Genomic DNA, 18,422 nt, shown 5'->3' on the forward strand with positions numbered 1-18,422 from the left:
TGACAGCGTGTACTGCATCTTGTCGACACTTCCTTATCGTATGAATATACATAATTCTACCTGAACCACTATTTTCCGCAACTTGTTTTCTATTCTTTATGTATGGGTTATGTATCTCCATACATATAATGAATAACGACTACTTACCAACTTAGGTAAAACTCTTCAATTTTTAATATTCTGTATTTTTATCTACCCACTTCAAATAAGTTGAAGTACAATCAATTACAAAGGATGAAAGGATGTGAGCATTTTAATGAAACAGCAATGTCTTCTCAAAAGGGCTTTCTTAGTAATGGTAATTGCTTTGATTGCCTTATTTCCGGTAACACATGAAGGAACGTATTCATCTGTCGCCGCATCCGGGGATACAACTCCCGTAGCATCCATTGATTCGACAACTTTAGAGCAAAAAATACAAGCAATCTTGAAAGACCCGAAGCTCCAAGGAGGGATTACCGGGGTGAGCATACGGAAAGCCAATACGGGTGAAGCAATCTTTTCCCACTACGGTGACATCCGTTTACGCCCTGCTTCCAATATGAAATTGCTAACGGGATCAACAGCAATGGACATATTGGGGCCTGACTATCGGTTCTCTACAGAAGTGCTGACAGACGGGCAAGTGAAAGGGAAAATGCTTAACGGGAATCTATATCTGAAAGGTAAAGGCGACCCGACATTGATGAAAAAGGATTTAGACCAGTTCGCTAAGGACTTGAAGGCGAAAGGGATCGACAAAGTCAACGGTAACCTGATTGCCGACGACAGTTGGTATGATGATGACCGCTATTCGCAGGATTTGAACTGGTCGGATGAGCATAATTATGTCGGAGCACAAGTTTCTGCACTGACGCTTTCCCCGAACGAAGACTATGATGCGGGAACTGTCATCGTCGAAGTGAATGCTGGCAATAAAGCCGGGGATCTACCGAAAGTGACACTCACTCCGGAGACGAGCTATGTAGAGATTGTCAACCGTGCAACGACAGTGGCGAAAGGCGAAGCGAAAAGCATCTCCATCGCCCGTGAACATGGATCGAACAGGATTATCATCGAAGGCAAAATCCCTGTAGAAGGCACGAGATCCCAATCATGGTCAGCTGTTTGGGAGCCAACAGGGCTAACCCTTGACGTCTTTAAGAAATCACTCGAAGAACAAAGCATCCAACTTGTTGGGAACGGCGGAATGAAGACTGGTATTACGCCAAGCGGGGCAACTGTTCTCACTTCAAAAAAATCGATGCCGCTAAAAGAGCTTTTCATTCCATTCATGAAGTTGAGCAATAACGGACACGCTGAAACTTTGGTGAAGGAAATGGGGAAAGTGCAGCGTGGCGAAGGCAGTTGGAATGCTGGACTGTCTGTTATGAAGGAGAAGCTGAAGCAATTCGGCGTCAACACGGACACGATCGTTCTTCGCGACGGCTCAGGAATGTCGCATAAGAACCTCGTTTCTGCAGATGAATTATCGAAACTGTTGTATGGAATTCAAGGAAAAAGCTGGTTCCCTGCATTTGAAGCTTCCTTACCGATTGCAGGAATCCCTGAACGGATGGTCGGCGGCACGCTTCGGAACCGTATGGGTGATGGATTGACGGCAGGCAACGTGAAAGCAAAAACCGGCTCCATCACAGGCGTCTCCACCCTTTCCGGTTACATCACCGCGAAAGACGGTACGGAACTGATCTTCTCCATTATGATCAACAATTATGTAACCGGACCTGTTGCACCGATTGAAGATGCGATTGCGAAAGCACTTGCGGAATACGAAAGCAACTAAAGCATCACAAATAGGCATTCCCCATATTTCAGGGAATGCCTATTTCTTATGGACAATACCTATTCTATGATAAAGAAATAAATAAACATAATAGAAATGCAATACCCGATAATGGTGTCATAACTAGCCTTTCTTTCCTACTTCGTGATAGTAGATTTGCTATTGTATTTAAGCCGAGGAAAATTGTAATCACCCATATGAATATGTTTGTAGATAAAAAATTAAAACCTTGCAAGACATTAGTATGTTGTAAAAAAACAAAACCCATGAATAAGAGAATCAAAGCATTTACTGCACTTACAATACGCAGTTTCTTTGGCAGAACCTTATAAGATCCACCCATTGCGAACTCGCCTATCGAAAAACCTAATGAAAGCAGCACTTGAAAAACTGCTATGGCTACAAACAAGATTGCAACAATAATTGATAATATGTAAACACTATCCGCCCCCATACATTGCCTCCTAACATTTTTTCAAAAGATGATTCGACTGCCTTTTTCCCAGACTGAAATTTTTTATGCTCAGCACTATTATCATCATATTCAAAGAGTCTTTGTAATTACCTCTAAGTAAATAATTAATTTAGAGGATTCATCAAAACGAATAGCGAATACATCCATTATCAATCATTCTCGAAAGTGGGGGTTCATGTGGAGAAATTATCGACTGAACAATATCTTCAAGCTACAGATTTTCTCAAATCAAAAGCACGCCCGTTGGAAAAAGCGCTATTCGAATTTGAATTTGAAGATGGCAGCCGAGAGCAGGTGTTAGAGGAGCTTAATGTTTTTCAAAATGAAGACGGTGGTTTCGGAAATGGATTAGAGCCTGATTTCCGATGTGAAGCCTCTTCAGCATTAGCGACGACAATTGGGCTGCAGCATTTGATCCGCATTGGAGCAGACGAATCGGAGCCGATGGTGCAACGCGCGATTCAATATGTACTTGATACTTTTGCCGAAGAGAAGATGGGATGGGAAATCGTCCCAAAGGAAGTGGAGACTGCACCGCGGGCCATCTGGTGGAATTATGGCGGCGATTGGCCATGGGGAAATCCAAGCGGCGAGATGACTGGATTGCTCCATCATTACAAAGGTCTTGTTCCCGAGGAATTTCTAGAAAAGCTGACAGCCCACGCGGTTGCGTATATTAACGAAGAGGCGACGAACGACTTTCATGAATTGCAGTGCTTGGTGAAATTAATGAGAGAATTGCCTAAGGAAGAAGCAGAGAAGATTTCTGCTAGAGTGCGCGAGATTGCCCACCACTGCGTGACGACTGATCCGGATAAATGGCATGGCTATTGCCTACTTCCCCTTCAAGTCGCATCTTCCCCAACGTCTTTTCTATACGAAGACTTTAAGGGAAGCATCCCTGCTAACATCCAGCACCTCGCTTCTAACCAAGCGAATGATGGCAGCTGGAAACCGACATGGGCCTGGGGAAGATATGAAGATTTTTGGGAAACCGCAAAGAAGGAATGGAGCGGCGTGCTGACGCTTGATAATCTGAGAGTGCTGAAGGCGTTTGAAGTAATTTCTTAATAAATACCGATAAAAAGCTGCGCTCCAAGTTGACTACTATCAACTTGGAGTACAGTACATTCACAACTCCACGTCATCACTCATCTCAAACACATCAAATACATTTTCCTGAATGATGAGCGACATGGTTTTGCCCTTTTTCTCAAAGTAATGAACATGGCCGACCCGTTTGTCTTCAAGCTCTGTCCATCCCCAACTTTGGATTTCCTCCAAATAATCTGCAGGTGGAGTTCCTTCTTCATCCCCAATGCCTTTCAATCTGTACTTCGCCGACTTCGCAATTTCTGACGTGCAATCCTCTGGTTTCAGTTCATAGGCATTTTTCGGAACCGGAAAACCTTCATTGATCACCGCCATCCGATAGCCGTCCTCTTCGGTATATTCGTACACACAACCTGCCATCATTACAGTGGCAAATAGGAGCATCGGAATCAACAATCGCCTCACCACAGCAACCCCCTCACGGAAAATCCAATGTGTTACTTTTAGCGTAATTAGAAAGTTGCTGTTTGTCACCCGACGAATTTGTGACAATAAAATACAAAAAGCCCCTAGTCGTGTGCATAGGGGCTGAAAATTAGCGGTTCAAATCTTGGATTCCAGGACTATGTTCGTTAGGCATATCAGGCATCATCGGTACTGGAAAACCTTTAGGAGGATCAGTTACATTAAGAGTGCCTTCATTTCTACTTGGAGACTCACCTTGAAAAATCTCTGCTATGCGTGTAGGGTCCAATCTAAAGTTAAATTGCGCATTATGGAAACCCATCTCTACATATTTTCTGCATTCAGGATACTTGTTTATATCATAGTTAGGAATTGGGAGGATCTTACCCCAATCAACGCCTAACGTCTCCAAAGCTTTCGCAAAAGCATTTTGATGTGCGTTATCACGAACAATAAGAAAAGCTAGCGTTTCACGGAATGTTTTATTCGAACTCATTTCGTAAATGCGAGTTTTTTGGAGAACTCCCGTTGATTCAAGTACCAAATTGTCGAGTAAATCAGCGATCAGGTTACCGTGAGCATACACCCAAGATCCATTCCAAGGATTACCTGCAGCGTCAACAGGAAGAGACGACTGAGCGCCAATAATATAGTGATGTGGATTTGCATGTCTAGTGGCATCGTTAAGTGGAGCATGATCGACGCCGGAGTTTCCTGGAGCTGCAGAATGTCCCGAGTCATTTAATAGCTGGTTTATTGTATTTTGAACTAATTCGACGTGCGCGATTTCTTCCAAGAAAACACCGCGGAGCAAATCTCGATATTGCGTCTCTTTCCCTCTAAAATTTGAACTTTGGAAAAAATACTGCATCATCGTTCTCATTTCACCAAAATGACCGCCTAATATTTCTTGTAAAACTTTTGCGGCTTCGGGGTCTGGTTTATCAGGAGTAATGATATTAATAAGCTCTTCCTTGTAGTAATACAAATACATCCAATCCTTTCAACTTTTAAGGATTAGACTGCCCTTCATAAGTAAGGTTATTCATATACAGGAGAAAGAGCGGTAGGTCATCAATTTAGAACCTGACTAGTTTCAATAAACACTTCGAAGCATCCACCTGTATCTCTCCGCCAATAGGAAATGTAAACATCGGCTGTGTGTGGCCGAAATCCACGTTATATAAAACAGGAATCTCCTTTAACATTGGATGCTTATCGAGAATGAACAGCAATTGCTCCTCTGTTATTTTTGACGCTCGTTGAAATCTGCCGATTATGAGAGCTTTGATTGAGTCAGTATTCTGCAATAAGGAAGTTAAATCCCTCGCGAATGTTTCGGGAATTGTCATATCATCATCCTCGACAAACAAGATTGCATTTTCAATGCTCGGCATATACTTGGTGCCCTGCAGCAAATTCAGCGTGCATAAATTCCCACCCCATAACTCGCCGCTTGCGATTCCGCCATTATACGTTTTCCACTCGGTCTTCTCAAAAATCCGGTTTTCTTGATCCAAATACCAAGCATCGTCGCTCCATTGTTCAGATGGCTTCAGTTCAAACGGTGCACCTTGCATTAGACATTGAGTAAAGAAATGTGTTTGGTATTCCTGTGCTTTTTTCATTTGAAAGCTGGAGAAATGAGGTCCTGAGTAAGTGACCAAACCACTTTGCGTCGATATCGCTGTTCCGATTGCGGTAATATCACTGTATCCGCAGAAGATTTTTGGATTTTCTTTTATTATCTCGTAATTGATGTAAGGCAGAAGTTCATTTGAATTGAAACCACCAATGACCGTCAAAATTCCTTTTACATTTTCGTCTCGGAATGCCTCATGCAGATCCTCCACTCTTTGCTGAATGGAAGTGGAGTGTTGAAGGTCTTTGTCAAAAACATGTTTGCCGAAAGAGACGACGAAACCTAAGTTCTCCAACTTTTCCTTTGCAATCTGAACGCCTTCCACGGATAGAATGCTTGCACTGCGACTTGGTGCAATGATCCGTATCTCATCTCCCCGCTTCAATTTCTCTGGTATTATCATCGTAAGCACTCCTATTGTTTACTGAATTTCCAATCTAAGCCGTATCATGTCCTTGCATAGAATACCGTTTTCCATGATGATTTCATCGTAATGCTGAATAAAGAAGTCTTTGATCACGCCCGCAATGCGAAATCCACATTTCTGATAGAGCGCAAGCTGACCAATGCTCGAATTCCCCGTTCCGATTTCAATATTGTCATAGCCATTGCTTTTCGAAACGCCAATTGCTTCTTGCAGCAATTTCTTGCCAATCCCCTGCCCTTGCCTGTCTTCGCTAACCGCGATGTTTTTAATCTCCACCGTCTCTTTGGTTAACGGAACGATTACAAAGACTCCAATTATGTCATCGTTATCTTCCGCGACATAACATTCGCCTTCTGTTATGTAGGTTTCTACGAGCTCTCGAGATGGATCGGCTAGTAAGAGCAAATCATATGGCGGCATTTCATCACGCTGCAATTTTCTTATCTTCATTCAAGTCACCCGCCTTTATTTATCCTAGAGCGAAGGTCCCGATATGGTGATAACTTTCGATATTCAATAGATATCTTTCTTTATTCAATAGATAACTTCTGGTATTCAATAGATATTTTCGAATATCCAATAGATAATTAACGTTATTCAATAGATAATCCTTGAATTTGCATCGCCGCATCCATAATCACCTGATACAAATCGTGCCAACCCTTATAATAGATGCCGACCTCTTCCGGCCGAATCAGCTTTCGTTCCGATGATTCAAAACCCGCATCAAATGGGAGAAATTCTGTAATATCCATTCCATAAAATACTTGATAGCCCACTTTCGGATAGGGGCTGGATGGATTCCATATTGGATTTTCTTCATGATTTACTTCGATTGCACCGAGAAGTGTGGAATCACCCGCTACATAGGCCTCTTCCATCACTTCGCGACAGACACACGCTACCGGCGATTCGCCGGCTTCAATATGACCTCCCGGAAAATCCCAACCACGGTCGTTCAAGTTAACCATTAGCAGCTGTCCTTCATGAAAACAAAAAGCATGGACGCTAGTGATTAACTCTCGGTCCGGCATAAAATTTTGCATCCACGTGAGCTTTAAATTAGTACCTCCCCGCGGTCCCCAATCAACATACATAACCGGCATTGCTCCCCCTCACTTTCCAATAGAATACCCTTCAAATAGCCTTCCGCCAAACGGCGCTAACACATCATCGGTTAACCTAATAATCCCTTCCCGATTACCCGTCTTGTAAAATGCATCAAATGCTGTCACAAATCGATCGGCAAAATCCTCGTCGTATTCTTTTAGTGCTCGAACAATCCATTTGGATGCGCCGATCCACTGCCCGTTCGTTCGAAGTACAAATTCATGAATCGCTTCAGCGAGTGTATTGGCAATGAAGAGCGCTTCCGCCTCGTTTTGCGTGCCTATCAGATCCCCGAGCGCATCTGTCAACATATATCGCTTGATTGTCACAATCTGTTCCGACCAAAGGGCAGGCCCTTCATGCAACAGTTCCGCAGCTTCGTTTTTGATGTTTGATAAAATGCCAGAATCCTCTAATACAATTCCTTCCGCCACCATTCGCGGCAAGCTAGGACGTGCTCGTTCCGCATCACTTCGAAAATAGGTTTTATAGGAGGTTAAAGAATGTACAAACACTTCAATCGGCCAGCCGTATTCGATACGGGACTCACGATAGGCTTCTTCGATTTGATTATCAAAAATGACGATATCCAAATCTGATGTTGGTGTATCTTCTCCTCTGACGACACTTCCCGCCAAGACTGCAGCTTGGCAATGAGGGTAGTATTCATCAACAAATCGTTTGGCTGCAAATAATGGTTTCATTCTTTTCATCCTTTTCATTCCCGGGTTCCTCCAACCACTTTTCAGATTTCCATTCTTTCATATATACTTTTCACAATTTCCATCGGGCGGACATCCAGCAAGGAAAGCTTGGAAATTGGTATCCACATCGGCTCATATTGTCCACGTTTACGGCTCTCTTCATATTCCTCGCCTTTACCTGTTCCGAATATCCCGCCGACAATCTTCGCCAAGAAATAGTGTTGTTTTCCATTGAATTCAACAGTGCCAAGATAGTCTATTACCTCAATATGAACACCCAACTCCTCGAGTGCTTCCCGGATTGTTGCTTGTTCAGGACTTTCACCGTCTTCAATTCCACCGCCCGGAAAAACGTAATACTCCTCATCATCACGATTTCTCTTAATGACTGCGACCTTGTCCTTTTCAATAAGTACGGCAGAACCTCGATTTCTCAGAGTGCACTCACTTCCTACTATATTCAATTAACCAGCAATCCCGGTACTCCCCTTCATGCCATTCATGCTTCGGCAAGAGCTTCACCTTTTCAAACCCACATTTCTCATGCATCGGATTGCCCTAACATTCCTCATCCCCCGTTGCCAACTATGACGCATCATGAAGAAGCTTTCGCTCAATATTCTATTCAACAAAACGAAAAGCAAATCCTCCAAAATATTAAAAAGCAGCACCAAAAATATTTGGTACTGCTTTCTTCCATCAGTTTACCAACAGACCTTGAATCCATTTGCTTAACGTCCCTTTATCCACAAACGGCGCTAATTCTGCTACAGTCTCCGGAGCAAACTTGCTCATGTCCATCCGATCCACAATTCTACTAAGGACCTCCCTGTCAATGAAAGGTGCAAGGGAAACTAAGCGACTTGAATCCAATTCGCAATCTTTCCCCCGTTCCGCCAATTGATTCAACATCGCTCGACTGCAAAACGGAGCCAATTTGACGACAAAACCCCATTCCAGGTCCTCGCTAACTGCCCGATCTATCAATTTATCTACATGGTTTCTTCCGATAAACGGTGCAAGCTTGATAACAGCATCGTAATCTACATTATCTGTAACAGCCTGATCGAGTAAGTTCCACAACGCTTCCCTGCTAACAAAGGGAGCCAGTTTTCCAATATGCTGCAATTCAATGCCATCCTCCATCGCCTGGAGAGCGAGCCTATCCAATGACTCTTTTTCTACAAAAGGTGCCAGCCGAACGACGGCATCAAATTCCACTCCTTCTGTAACAGCCTTGTCCAGCAATTTCCCCAACGCTTCACTGCTAACAAACGGAGCCAGTTTTCCGATCAGTTCCAATTCAACACTGTCCTTCATCGCCTGGAGCACGAGTTCATCCAATAACTCCGTTTCCACAAATGGCGCGAGCCTCACAATCATATCCTCATTGAATAAGTTTTTATCGACCCGCTCCGTAACTGCAGCCAATTCACTTGCTCTCAATAAAGGGGCGACTTCGATCAATTCATCCATATCCGCTTCGCCCGTATTGATCATTTCCGCGACCTCCTCGCGTCGATCCTCAGAAATTCCCTTCATGATCCGACCAAGATTATGGACATATGCCGAACCTTCCCGCTTGGCACCCCCATTCATCAATTCATCCACCGACACACCAAAAGCCTGTCCGATGTTCATCAATGTCCCTATGTCAGGCAACGATTCCCCCCGCTCCCATTTCGAAACTGCCTGATGACTCACATTCAACCGATCCGCCATCTCCACCTGCGTCCAATCCCGCTCTTTTCGAAGCTTGGAAATATAACTCCCGATTTTTCGTGTATCCAACACCTAAACTACCTCCCCAATAAGTTTCAGCGCGCACTGTTACCTTCAGCGTAGCACAATGCTTTCAAGCCGCCTATCAACTATTGGTTGAACGTGATTCTACTGGTGGTGGAATGAAATCAATCAACTATCGTTTCCTTTTCAGGGTCCCTTAAAAATTCGAACATTGTTTTAATTTGAGACTCGGTATTCCTTTTCGTAGAAAGTGGCGGTAAATTATGTTCCGCAAAAAACTCAACTTGATTCGTTTCGGGTCCTGCAGCAGGCTCCCCTCCAATAATTTCACACAAAATAAAAATTTTATAGTAATGATACGGTTCCGGAGGATGAGGGTGCTTGTTTTTATCCAGCAAGGCGATTAACTTTACCGGAATCACATCATATCCAGATTCCTCTTTAATCTCCTTAACTATATTTTCCGAAGGGGACAATTCAATGTCACAAAATCCACCCGGTAAAGCCCATTTATCATCGATATTTTCTTTCACCATTAATATTTGATCATTTTTAAAAACGACACCTCGAACGTCCACTTTTGGAGTCTGGTAGCCTGTTTCATTTGTAAATAAGTCCTTAATTTTATTTATTTCAAGATTAGTATACTCTGCCATAATCTCTGCACTAATAGTACGTAATTCTTCATAGCGTTCGATATCATAGATATCTTTCGAAAAGGCTAATCCTGACTGAGACAAGGCCTGAATTCTTCTTGCCCAATCCAACCATATAGTACTCATATGACACCCGCCTTAAGGTTACTTGAAAATCCACCTTACTATTTGATTCGTAATTTTTCGATGTAATGTGTTTGTTAAGGTTCACTGCGCTTACGGAATTCTTCTCTTAACTAGCTTCAACGTTGCTACGATAAGAAAGCTGACAATGACTAATAAAAGCCATGAGCTGACTTTTCCAAGGTGGACGAGGCTCCATGCGTCTGCTTGGTTTGGATATTGCCACGCGCCAAAGAACGTTGCGATATTTTCCGCTACCCATATGAAAAATCCGATGAGGACAAATGAAAGCGCAATCGGCATACGATACGGAATTCCATTCACCTTATAACTAACCCACGATTTCCAAAAGACGATGATGACAAGTGCAGATAGCCACCAACGAACGTCAATCCAAAAATGGTGGGTGAAGAAGTTCAAATAGATCGCAGAAGCAAGAGGAACTACCATCCAAAACGGCGGCCATTTAATAAGGTCGACATCGAGCCTCCTCCACGCTTGGCATAAATAACTCGCGACGCTTGCGTACATGAAACCGCTATACAAAGGCACACCCAAAATTTTGAAATACCCTTCCTCTGGATAAGACCATGAACCCATATTCACCTTAAAGATTTCAAGAGTTAGTCCGACAAGGTGGAATAATGTAATCACCTTAAGCTCGTCCCGCGTTTCAAGTCCTGAGCGCACCATCCACCACTGCATGAGCAGGCAGATGACAAGGAGCCAATCATACCGCGGCAGCAAAGGAAGCGGTATGAGCTTTGTCAGTGCCAAAGAGGCGAAAATGACGACAGGGAACAAACAGGAGAGGGCTTGCTCCCAGCCAAAGCGGATGAGTTGTTCTGCTGCTTGTATGGCGCGAGCTCCAATAGGCTTTTGCGGAATGAGTGTCTTATGTTCGCTTCCTTTGACTATTTTCATTTCTTCTGCCGATAAAGATCTTTCGACTTATAGCCTTCTGCCAAAATCATTTCCATTTCAGCAAGTCTCTTCTCCTGCGTCTCTTGCCTCTTGGCGCTATACACATAACGCGCCCAATCCTTCTGATAGCCGAATGTCAGTGCATTGTATATCCCCAAGATTGCTTCGTTGGATGACAGATGGGTTTTAATATCATCAATGTGAACGATATAATCATCGACACATTGACTAGCTGGGGTCGCACCTTTTGTCGCAGCCTTTTTCTTGACCGCTTTCAACCCGACGACAGTAAACACTTCATTCAAACTGACCATGCGCGAGAACTTCAAATCACTGCCGCTCAAATATCCATCTTCGTCAATCGCTAGGTTCTCATAAAACAAATCTCTCTCAATATATTGTTCATGTTGCTTATTCCCCTTCTTCGGGTAAGCGAAAAAGGCGTATCCATTATTCTCAATGATGCGCTTTTCAATCAAGAGTTTGGCTTGTTCTGCAAATTGATCCAATGTGAAGATAAAGATGAATACGCACTGATAGCTTTCCTTCTTCAGTTTGACATCGTAGCTCAGACCTTTAAACTCATCAATGTCATCCGGTTTATTCAGCACTGCAATTCTTTCATATTTGTGCAAACCTAATTTCTCGATAATCGTTTTTTCAGAGTTCAATTCATTTCTCTCCCTACTTAAATTACTGCTTGTTTATTCAATCCTCAGCATTTCTCAGCACATCATCTACAAATGCCTTCTTTGCGTCTGTATATTTCCGTTCATTATCTGGATATTTCAATGCTAGTTTCTTTTTTAACGCTGCGTATTTTTGCGCGATATCAGGATGTTTATTTAGATAATCCCTGAAGAATGTATGTTGCTTCCACCAGTCACCACCATATTCAACGACGTGATAGACGTGAGTCTTCGTCAATTCCTCCAAATCGGAGAACTTGGCAAAGACCTCCTTCCCGTCAATTTCCACTCGACCCAAATGGTAAATATCCGCCTTCTTCAAACAGTGCTTATCAAATTTCTTCACATCATCCAACGAGCGAAGCCCGATCAGGATATCGAGCATCGGCTTAGCCGCTATTCCTTCGATCGCTGTGCTTCCAATATGCTCAATGTCAACAATATATTCGCCAATGAGTGATTCCAATAACACCTTCTCCTGCAAGAAAAGCTCTTTCCATTCTTGACGATATGGTGTTAATGCAACGACATCTTTGTTCAGGCCTAACATGTTGACTTCACCCCTATCTCCTTGCAAATGAAATCCGCAATCTCTTCAATTCCCACATCGTCAGTCGGGATGAATTGTTTAAAGCAGGCGTTTTCAAAGCCTGCGAGGCATTTATCCGTTTGCGCGAAGCACCAATTGCCTTCCTCTTCACCTCGTTCGAGCAGCCGCTGATGGATCGTTTCCTTCTTTGCGGTCAAACAGAAATGGTGCGTCTCTGAATCGATCTTTAAAAATCCGTTATGAATTGCATTGAAGTAATCCTCATTGTAAATCGTCATTGGCACGATCAAATCCTTGCCGTAAGTTTCTCGAAGCTGTCTTGCCACTTCGACCGTCATCGGCTTCCACATTTCCAAGTCTTGAAAATCCCCCGTTTTCTCGCCTTCCAATTTCATTTCGTCTGGAATGATATGCCTGAGCATGAATCCAACTTCTTCCGGATCAAACAGCATCGCCCCATCCAATCTGCGCAAGAGTTCATTCGCAACGGATGTCTTTCCGGCACCGAATGCTCCGTTAATCATAATGATCATTTCCCATCCCCCTCATATGTAAGAAACGGCTCATACATTGTTATCGCATGATTCTCTGTGACGAATTCGTCGTCGATCTGGTTCCCATCTACGTCGTAAACTTTCCGAAAAATTGAATTATGACGGACATAGCCGCCCCATAATTCCCTTGTGAAATGATGCTCTTTCTCGTAAATCTCGTATGTTCGGGTAGCTGGTGCAATCGAACGCCATTCCCCGTTGAGGTGAGTATCCGTCAAATAGACGATCAGTTGAAATGGGGTTTGCGTTTCGTTCTTTATTTGCAAATCCAAATAGTTGTAAGCACACGTCGCCCCGCTGCCGAACGGCTGACTTCGGTTCGCATCCGGAAAAACGTCGTAACTGTGGCGATAGCGCTCTGTCACGGTCAGCGGCGTATGCAACGTAATCCAATAGATGAGGTTCGACAGCTGGCAAAGCCCACCGCCTGTGCCGACAGTCACTTTTCCATAATGCAAGATCATGCCGTCCACATACCCTTTCCGCTTCGTCGTATTGCCGATCAGGCGCCAGTATGAAAATGTCTCCCCTGGCTCGATGACGACTTTATGCAAACGTTTTGCGGCGATTTGTAAATTGATGATTTTATTCCTCTGCAGCTGCATATCGACACCCTTCAATTGCCTCAACAAAGGGGTCCGATGCTTTTTGATCATGTAGGGATGCTTTTCATCCAGTTTTTTGCGCGCGTATTTTTTTCCGTCAAACAGCCATTCACCATAGCGCTTCATTCTATATGCTTTCTTTCCTGCGAATATCCTGAGCTTGCTTCGTTTTATCGGTTGTAATGAAACCATAGTTACACCTCTCTTCTTTACTAACTTCAACAATGATTCTGAAATCTCCTTTTTACCGGATGCAACTGACTCGCTCTTTTTTGCAACTGACCGTAAAAAAACGACCGGTCACCGAAAACCTGCATACCGATTCGGATTATCTGTATATAGTAAGTGTACATAGAACAGCGACGGAGGGATTGCGAATGGAAATTGTGCGCGTCAGCAATTTGCAAAAGGCGTATGGGGAGAACAAAGTTTTACGGGGAATTGATTTTACAGCAAATGCTGGAGAAGTCATCGGAGTCATCGGCAAAAACGGGGCCGGCAAATCAACGTTTTTAGAAATATTGATGACGCTGAAACCGTATGACAGTGGAAATGTCGCCGTATTAAATACGGAACTGCATGCTTTATCCACCAGCCAGCTCGAACATATACGAAAGAACATTTCAGCAGTTCTGCAGCCGACGCAGTTTTACAAAACGCTAAAAGTGATCGAGTTGCTGAAGCTGTTCAAAGCGTATTACAGCTCGTCCGTCGATATCGAACAAATTATCTCAGATTTCAAATTGGAGCCGCATCGGAAAAAGTACTTCGATAAACTATCGGGCGGCTGGAAGCAGATTGTCAGTTTAGCGATCGCTTTTTTATCCGAACCGAAATTGCTCATTTTGGATGAGCCGACGACCGGTCTTGACCCTCATATGCGCAATACGCTTTGGACGTATATTACCGACTACAACAAACGTACAGGCGGCACGGTCATTTTGACGACGCACAACATGGACGAAGTCGAATTGTATTGCGACAAAGTGATGCTCCTGAACGACGGCGTCAATGAAGTATTTGATTCAACAGAAGGAATCTTGTCCACTGGCTATAAATCAATCAACGAATTTTATCTTTCAAAGGTAACGATATAAGGGGGAATTGATATGTTGGCGACTCAATTGAAGTACGACTTGCTCATGTTTACACGGGAGATCTTTTATATGGTGTTCACGATCATCGTTCCGCCGGTGACGTATCTTTTCATGGGGCAGCTCTTCGGGGACGTAACGTATGCAGGCAATCTCAATTATGCCGAAACGTACACCCCTTCCTTCATTTTACTCATTACATTCGGCGTCGTCTTTTTCGCATTCGGGTTCGATCAAGTGATGAACCGGACGACCGGCGTTGAAAAGCGTATCATGTTATCGCCAGTGCCAAAAAGGACATTGTTGCTGTCGAGCATCTTGAAGTCGATCATCATTACGAGTCTCGGATACTTCCTAGTTTTCTTCATCGGCTTGATCGCTTATGACCTTTCATTCCAGCCGCTCAACTTCGTCTTGGCATTCGGGACGTTCATGTTATTGAATGCAGCATTGCTCGTCATCTCTTCGGCAATCTACTCTCTGTTCACTAGCATGAATGCCGCATTGGTCTTCTCGATTGTCATCTTTCAAGTCGTAATGTTCACGGGCGGCTTCACGATGCCGATCAGTATGATGCCGAAATTTGTGCAAGTCATTGCCGATTTCAACCCGCTCTTTCATATGAATCAACTCTTCATCGCCGTTTGGAACGGACAGCTGGAATGGAACGGGGCGACGTTCATTTCCATCGGATATATACTGATCGTTACAACGATTTCTCTAGTCATTCTGCACTTTGGAAATAGACTGCGAAAATCTTCCTTGAAATGGTATCCTACTAATAGGAACCGAGGAGAGGATGTGCGGAATGAAGGTTACACTGGACATTGATGAAGTTTACGAGGAGACAAAAGTGACGATCCATTGCAATGAAATGGATGAATCGATAAAAGAGATCCTTGATTTTTTGAAGGGGAAGAAGACGGAGTTTCTCGTTGGAAGAGATGGCGAGATGCAGCATATTTTGAAGCCGGACGACATTCATTACTTTCACACGGAAAAGGAGGGCGTCGTGGCAGTCACTGCCGCGGGCTCCTTTTCATTGAAAGAGAAGCTTTACGAGCTTGAAGAAATGTTACCTTCTCCGAAATTCATCAGGCTATCGAAGTCGGTTATCGCCAATCTCCATGAGCTAAGTCGATTTGAAGCCTCTTTTAATGGCACGCTCGTCGTCCACTTTAAATCTGGGGCCAAGGAGTATGTGTCGCGGACATACGTGAGCGGCATCAAGGAAGCGCTCAAAATGAACAGGAGGAAAAATGGATGAAGACTTTTCTGACGAGAAGCATATTGGGCATTTTCTTCGGCTCATTCTTGGCACTTATCACAATTTTAGCAGTTATTTATGTCGGCAATGAAGAAACGCTGGACGCAGCAATCCTTGCGAAAAATGCGCTCGGCACTGTCTTTTGCGGCTGGTTCTTTGCAGTGACACCTTTACTTTTTGAGAATGAAAAACTGACGTTGCCGGTTCAGACAGCTTTACATTTCCTCAGTGTCACTGTGTTGTATTTCATCGTCGCCTTCGTCATCGGATGGATTCCATTCACAGTGAAAGGATTTATCAACATGCTCGGCATCTTCATTGCGTTCTATGCAATCATTTGGCTCGCGTTCTATATGCATTTCAGGAAGCAGGCAGCTAAATTAAACGAGGAGCTAAGGAGCTTGTAATTTTTGTAAGGTGCCTGTGCAAGACACTATTCAGATTATGAACTACAATTGTATAAAGCAATACAATAAAGCCAATGAAATCAATTTTCATTAGCTTATATTGTGTATTATTATACTCACCATTGAATTGTCATAAATGTGTCATGCACAGGCACCGTAAAAAACAGGATTAAAATAGCTTGCCGAGTAATCGGATGGCCATATAGATGGCGACTGCCCAGACGACGACGGCGGAGATTTTATTTAACATGCCAATAAACTTCCCGCTCGTGTCTAGTTTGCCAAGCACCCGCCCTGCAAGAGCGAGTCCGAAAAACCAACACCATGAAATGATGATCGTCGTCAATGTGAATGCGAACCGAGCCTCCCCAGAATAACTCAAGGCATTTGACCCGATCACGCCAATCGTATCGATGATCGCATGGGGGTTCAATAAAGAGACGGATGCTGCAAACAAGATCTGCTTTTTCGGAGAAAACCGTTCCACTTCAGCCTCCATTGACGAAGGAGCGCTCCGCCAAAGAGAAATTCCGATATACAGCAAAAACAGGATACCGACGGCAAACATGATCGTTTCCAACCAGTGGAATGTCAAGATGAGCAAAGATACACCCGATACCGCCGCCACGATTAAAATCGTATCGCAAATCCCAGCAGTGACGACGACGGGAAGTGCCCTCACAAACTTTGGTTGCAATGCCCCCTGGTTGAACACAAATACATTTTGAGCCCCTAACGGCAATATAAGTCCGATCGCAAGGATGACGCCATGAAGAACCGCCTCGACCATCCGCTCTCCCCCTTTTCTCTCTTTCTATCTATTGAAAGGCTTTCTCTCAAAAATTGCAATGCCATAACTAAAAAACCATCCCCAGACGGAGATGGCTTCTCATGATTTATTTCAACTTCTGCAAAATGACAACTTTCAAGTAATTGAATTCCGGGAAGTCGCGGTTCGTGCGGAAATCCTTTGGCAATGAAGATTCCTCAAGGATCTTATAACGCGAACCTGCATCCGCGAAACCTTTCTCGATGAACGTCTTGAACTTCTTCATGCTAAAGCTTGCGTTATTCGTCGAAGCAATGATAATACCGTTCTTTTCCGTTATTTCAATCGCATCCTTCAGCAAGGCCGGATAATCTTTCGCCGTGCTGAATGTGTATTTCTTCGAGCGTGCAAAACTTGGCGGATCGAGGACCACGACATCGAATTTCAGTTCGTGGCGTTTCGCGTAACGGAAATAATCGAATACGTCCATCACTTTGATGTCCTGTGCTTCATAGTCGATACCGTTCACACTGAACTGCTCGATCGTCTTCGGCAAACTCCGCTTCGCCAAATCGACACTCGTCGTCTCCCGTGCCCCGCCGAGAACCGCAGCGACAGAAAACGCACCTGTGTATGAAAATGTATTCAGCACATGCTTCCCTTCCGAATACTTGTCGCGCAGCGCTTTTCGCACATCACGCTGATCGAGGAAAATTCCCGTCATGGCACCGTCATTCAAATCGACGGCAAAGTTCATGCCGTTTTCCTTCACGATGATCGGGAAATCTCCCGGCACGCCTCTCACGAAATCATCCTGTTCGATGTATTGGCCTTTCGTATCGAACCGTTTTTTCTCATAGATCGCTTTATAGTCCACAAGCTTGTCCAACACACCATATACATGATGCTTCAAGGAATAAATCCCTTCGCTATACCAGCTCACCATGTAATAACCATCAAAATAATCGATCGTCACCCCACCGATTCCATCGCCTTCTCCATTGAAGATGCGGAATGCAGTCGTCTCGCTGTCTTCGAAGAAAGCTTCCCGTCTTGAAAGGGCAGCTGAAATTTTTGATTCAAAAAAGGAAAAATCGATCTCCTCGTTTTCATCCCTCGTCAAAACCCAGCCGATCCCTTTGTTTTGATTGCCATAATAACCTTTTGCAATGAATTTACGGTATTTGTCGACTAAGCGAATAATAGTACCTTCCTCATTCAACACTTCAGGATTCATCACTGCGTCTTTCAAAATCAATGGGTAGCCTTTCTTAAAGGCCGCTATACTTTGTGCGTTCACTTGTACATCAATCGTTTTTGTCATCTTGTCATCCTCTATCCATCATTTTTTTCATTATCGCATGGAAATGTAAAAAAAG

23 protein-coding genes and 1 pseudogene are annotated in these 18,422 nt (G+C 43.8%); 6 read left to right on the forward strand and 18 right to left on the reverse strand.

Annotated elements, in window-relative coordinates; genetic code table 11:
- The first annotated feature begins 244 nt into the window (after positions 1 to 244).
- Positions 245 to 1,783 (forward strand): D-alanyl-D-alanine carboxypeptidase/D-alanyl-D-alanine-endopeptidase, encoded by a 1,539-nt coding sequence (dacB, locus tag NIT04_RS16560; RefSeq protein WP_371922563.1) that lies wholly within the window; start codon positions 245 to 247, stop codon positions 1,781 to 1,783.
- Between the two features lie 64 nt (positions 1,784 to 1,847).
- On the opposite strand, the gene NIT04_RS16565 is transcribed toward dacB, so the two are convergent.
- Positions 1,848 to 2,237, reverse strand: a complete 390-nt coding sequence (locus tag NIT04_RS16565; RefSeq protein WP_252504627.1) for a hypothetical protein — start codon at positions 2,235 to 2,237, stop codon at positions 1,848 to 1,850.
- 198 nt (positions 2,238 to 2,435) lie between these two features.
- Between NIT04_RS16565 and NIT04_RS16570 the strand changes: the two genes are divergently transcribed.
- Positions 2,436 to 3,329 (forward strand): hypothetical protein, encoded by an 894-nt coding sequence (locus NIT04_RS16570; protein WP_252504628.1) that lies wholly within the window; start codon positions 2,436 to 2,438, stop codon positions 3,327 to 3,329.
- 60 nt (positions 3,330 to 3,389) lie between these two features.
- On the opposite strand, the gene NIT04_RS16575 is transcribed toward NIT04_RS16570, so the two are convergent.
- The 15 genes and pseudogenes from NIT04_RS16575 to NIT04_RS16645 form a co-directional block, all read right to left on the reverse strand.
- On the reverse strand, positions 3,390 to 3,776 hold the full coding sequence (locus tag NIT04_RS16575) for a hypothetical protein (protein ID WP_252504629.1): 387 nt from the start codon (positions 3,774 to 3,776) through the stop codon (positions 3,390 to 3,392).
- 130 nt (positions 3,777 to 3,906) lie between these two features.
- Positions 3,907 to 4,764 carry a manganese catalase family protein gene (locus NIT04_RS16580; protein WP_252504630.1) on the reverse strand — a complete coding sequence of 286 codons (858 nt, stop codon included), beginning with the start codon at positions 4,762 to 4,764 and terminating at the stop codon, positions 3,907 to 3,909.
- A 91-nt stretch (positions 4,765 to 4,855) separates the two neighbouring features.
- Positions 4,856 to 5,821 (reverse strand): S66 peptidase family protein, encoded by a 966-nt coding sequence (locus tag NIT04_RS16585; RefSeq protein WP_252504631.1) that lies wholly within the window; start codon positions 5,819 to 5,821, stop codon positions 4,856 to 4,858.
- Positions 5,822 to 5,839: 18 nt separating this feature from the next.
- Positions 5,840 to 6,295, reverse strand: a complete 456-nt coding sequence (locus NIT04_RS16590) for a GNAT family N-acetyltransferase (RefSeq protein WP_252504632.1) — start codon at positions 6,293 to 6,295, stop codon at positions 5,840 to 5,842.
- A gap of 143 nt (positions 6,296 to 6,438) precedes the next feature.
- Positions 6,439 to 6,951: an NUDIX hydrolase gene (locus NIT04_RS16595; protein ID WP_252504633.1), complete on the reverse strand. Its 513-nt coding sequence runs from the start codon at positions 6,949 to 6,951 to the stop codon at positions 6,439 to 6,441.
- Between the two features lie 9 nt (positions 6,952 to 6,960).
- Positions 6,961 to 7,677: a nucleotidyltransferase domain-containing protein gene (locus NIT04_RS16600; RefSeq protein WP_252504634.1), complete on the reverse strand. Its 717-nt coding sequence runs from the start codon at positions 7,675 to 7,677 to the stop codon at positions 6,961 to 6,963.
- A gap of 23 nt (positions 7,678 to 7,700) precedes the next feature.
- Complete coding sequence (locus tag NIT04_RS16605) at positions 7,701 to 8,123, reverse strand: NUDIX domain-containing protein (RefSeq protein ID WP_252504635.1); 423 nt, start codon at positions 8,121 to 8,123, stop codon at positions 7,701 to 7,703.
- A pseudogene (locus tag NIT04_RS16610) lies at positions 8,104 to 8,228 on the reverse strand (GNAT family N-acetyltransferase); the annotation flags it as partial. The gene NIT04_RS16605 and the pseudogene NIT04_RS16610, both read right to left, overlap by 20 nt.
- Positions 8,229 to 8,358: 130 nt before the next feature.
- Positions 8,359 to 9,453: a helix-turn-helix domain-containing protein gene (locus NIT04_RS16615; RefSeq protein ID WP_252504636.1), complete on the reverse strand. Its 1,095-nt coding sequence runs from the start codon at positions 9,451 to 9,453 to the stop codon at positions 8,359 to 8,361.
- A gap of 116 nt (positions 9,454 to 9,569) precedes the next feature.
- On the reverse strand, positions 9,570 to 10,187 hold the full coding sequence (locus NIT04_RS16620; protein WP_252504637.1) for an NUDIX hydrolase: 618 nt from the start codon (positions 10,185 to 10,187) through the stop codon (positions 9,570 to 9,572).
- Between the two features lie 90 nt (positions 10,188 to 10,277).
- Positions 10,278 to 11,108, reverse strand: coding sequence for a DUF817 domain-containing protein (locus tag NIT04_RS16625; RefSeq protein ID WP_371922564.1), 831 nt, complete (start codon positions 11,106 to 11,108; stop codon positions 10,278 to 10,280).
- A complete protein-coding gene (locus tag NIT04_RS16630; protein WP_252504639.1) occupies positions 11,105 to 11,779 on the reverse strand; it encodes a YdeI/OmpD-associated family protein in 675 nt (224 codons plus the stop codon). The genes NIT04_RS16625 and NIT04_RS16630 overlap by 4 nt, the downstream gene beginning before the upstream one ends.
- Positions 11,780 to 11,816: 37 nt before the next feature.
- Positions 11,817 to 12,347, reverse strand: a complete 531-nt coding sequence (locus NIT04_RS16635) for a GrpB family protein (RefSeq protein ID WP_252504640.1) — start codon at positions 12,345 to 12,347, stop codon at positions 11,817 to 11,819.
- Complete coding sequence (locus tag NIT04_RS16640) at positions 12,341 to 12,880, reverse strand: AAA family ATPase (RefSeq protein ID WP_252504641.1); 540 nt, start codon at positions 12,878 to 12,880, stop codon at positions 12,341 to 12,343. The genes NIT04_RS16635 and NIT04_RS16640 overlap by 7 nt, the downstream gene beginning before the upstream one ends.
- Positions 12,877 to 13,698, reverse strand: coding sequence for a VanW family protein (locus NIT04_RS16645; RefSeq protein WP_252504642.1), 822 nt, complete (start codon positions 13,696 to 13,698; stop codon positions 12,877 to 12,879). Before NIT04_RS16645 ends, NIT04_RS16640 begins: the two co-directional genes overlap by 4 nt.
- Before the next feature lie 185 nt (positions 13,699 to 13,883).
- Here NIT04_RS16645 and NIT04_RS16650 point away from each other — a divergent pair, with 185 nt between their 5' ends.
- Genes NIT04_RS16650 through NIT04_RS16665 form a run of 4 tightly spaced genes read left to right on the forward strand, consistent with a single transcriptional unit; the run spans position 13,884 to position 16,274 of the window.
- Complete coding sequence (locus NIT04_RS16650; RefSeq protein WP_252504643.1) at positions 13,884 to 14,603, forward strand: ABC transporter ATP-binding protein; 720 nt, start codon at positions 13,884 to 13,886, stop codon at positions 14,601 to 14,603.
- Positions 14,604 to 14,615: 12 nt separating this feature from the next.
- Entirely contained in the window at positions 14,616 to 15,431 is an 816-nt protein-coding gene (locus NIT04_RS16655) for an ABC transporter permease (protein WP_252504644.1), read from the forward strand.
- Positions 15,409 to 15,867 carry a LytTR family DNA-binding domain-containing protein gene (locus tag NIT04_RS16660; RefSeq protein WP_252504645.1) on the forward strand — a complete coding sequence of 153 codons (459 nt, stop codon included), beginning with the start codon at positions 15,409 to 15,411 and terminating at the stop codon, positions 15,865 to 15,867. Before NIT04_RS16655 ends, NIT04_RS16660 begins: the two co-directional genes overlap by 23 nt.
- Complete coding sequence (locus tag NIT04_RS16665) at positions 15,864 to 16,274, forward strand: DUF3021 domain-containing protein (protein ID WP_252504647.1); 411 nt, start codon at positions 15,864 to 15,866, stop codon at positions 16,272 to 16,274. Before NIT04_RS16660 ends, NIT04_RS16665 begins: the two co-directional genes overlap by 4 nt.
- Positions 16,275 to 16,443: 169 nt before the next feature.
- On the opposite strand, the gene NIT04_RS16670 is transcribed toward NIT04_RS16665, so the two are convergent.
- Positions 16,444 to 17,064 carry a LysE/ArgO family amino acid transporter gene (locus NIT04_RS16670; RefSeq protein ID WP_252504649.1) on the reverse strand — a complete coding sequence of 207 codons (621 nt, stop codon included), beginning with the start codon at positions 17,062 to 17,064 and terminating at the stop codon, positions 16,444 to 16,446.
- Between the two features lie 106 nt (positions 17,065 to 17,170).
- The gene (locus tag NIT04_RS16675; protein ID WP_252504650.1) at positions 17,171 to 18,367 is read right to left on the reverse strand and encodes a class I SAM-dependent rRNA methyltransferase; all 1,197 of its coding nucleotides are present in this window, start codon (positions 18,365 to 18,367) and stop codon (positions 17,171 to 17,173) included.
- Positions 18,368 to 18,422 lie beyond the last annotated feature (55 nt).

Origin of the sequence: Sporosarcina sp. Marseille-Q4943, from assembly GCF_943736995.1 — a bacterium.
Taxonomy (GTDB): domain Bacteria; phylum Bacillota; class Bacilli; order Bacillales_A; family Planococcaceae; genus Sporosarcina.

Excerpts from the sequence above, each read along its gene's own strand:
- NIT04_RS16625 (WP_371922564.1), bottom strand. The coding sequence starts at position 11,108 with ATGAAAATAGTCAAAGGAAGCGAACATAAGACACTCATTCCGCAAAAG.
- NIT04_RS16585 (WP_252504631.1), bottom strand. The coding sequence starts at position 5,821 with ATGATAATACCAGAGAAATTGAAGCGGGGAGATGAGATACGGATCATT.
- NIT04_RS16595 (WP_252504633.1), bottom strand. The coding sequence starts at position 6,951 with ATGCCGGTTATGTATGTTGATTGGGGACCGCGGGGAGGTACTAATTTA.
- NIT04_RS16670 (WP_252504649.1), bottom strand. The coding sequence starts at position 17,064 with ATGGTCGAGGCGGTTCTTCATGGCGTCATCCTTGCGATCGGACTTATA.
- NIT04_RS16650 (WP_252504643.1), top strand. The coding sequence starts at position 13,884 with ATGGAAATTGTGCGCGTCAGCAATTTGCAAAAGGCGTATGGGGAGAAC.
- NIT04_RS16640 (WP_252504641.1), bottom strand. The coding sequence starts at position 12,880 with ATGATCATTATGATTAACGGAGCATTCGGTGCCGGAAAGACATCCGTT.
- NIT04_RS16590 (WP_252504632.1), bottom strand. The coding sequence starts at position 6,295 with ATGAAGATAAGAAAATTGCAGCGTGATGAAATGCCGCCATATGATTTG.
- NIT04_RS16645 (WP_252504642.1), bottom strand. The coding sequence starts at position 13,698 with ATGGTTTCATTACAACCGATAAAACGAAGCAAGCTCAGGATATTCGCA.
- NIT04_RS16600 (WP_252504634.1), bottom strand. The coding sequence starts at position 7,677 with ATGAAAAGGATGAAAAGAATGAAACCATTATTTGCAGCCAAACGATTT.
- NIT04_RS16655 (WP_252504644.1), top strand. The coding sequence starts at position 14,616 with ATGTTGGCGACTCAATTGAAGTACGACTTGCTCATGTTTACACGGGAG.
- NIT04_RS16675 (WP_252504650.1), bottom strand. The coding sequence starts at position 18,367 with ATGACAAAAACGATTGATGTACAAGTGAACGCACAAAGTATAGCGGCC.
- NIT04_RS16620 (WP_252504637.1), bottom strand. The coding sequence starts at position 10,187 with ATGAGTACTATATGGTTGGATTGGGCAAGAAGAATTCAGGCCTTGTCT.
- NIT04_RS16565 (WP_252504627.1), bottom strand. The coding sequence starts at position 2,237 with ATGGGGGCGGATAGTGTTTACATATTATCAATTATTGTTGCAATCTTG.
- NIT04_RS16660 (WP_252504645.1), top strand. The coding sequence starts at position 15,409 with ATGAAGGTTACACTGGACATTGATGAAGTTTACGAGGAGACAAAAGTG.
- NIT04_RS16665 (WP_252504647.1), top strand. The coding sequence starts at position 15,864 with ATGAAGACTTTTCTGACGAGAAGCATATTGGGCATTTTCTTCGGCTCA.
- NIT04_RS16635 (WP_252504640.1), bottom strand. The coding sequence starts at position 12,347 with ATGTTAGGCCTGAACAAAGATGTCGTTGCATTAACACCATATCGTCAA.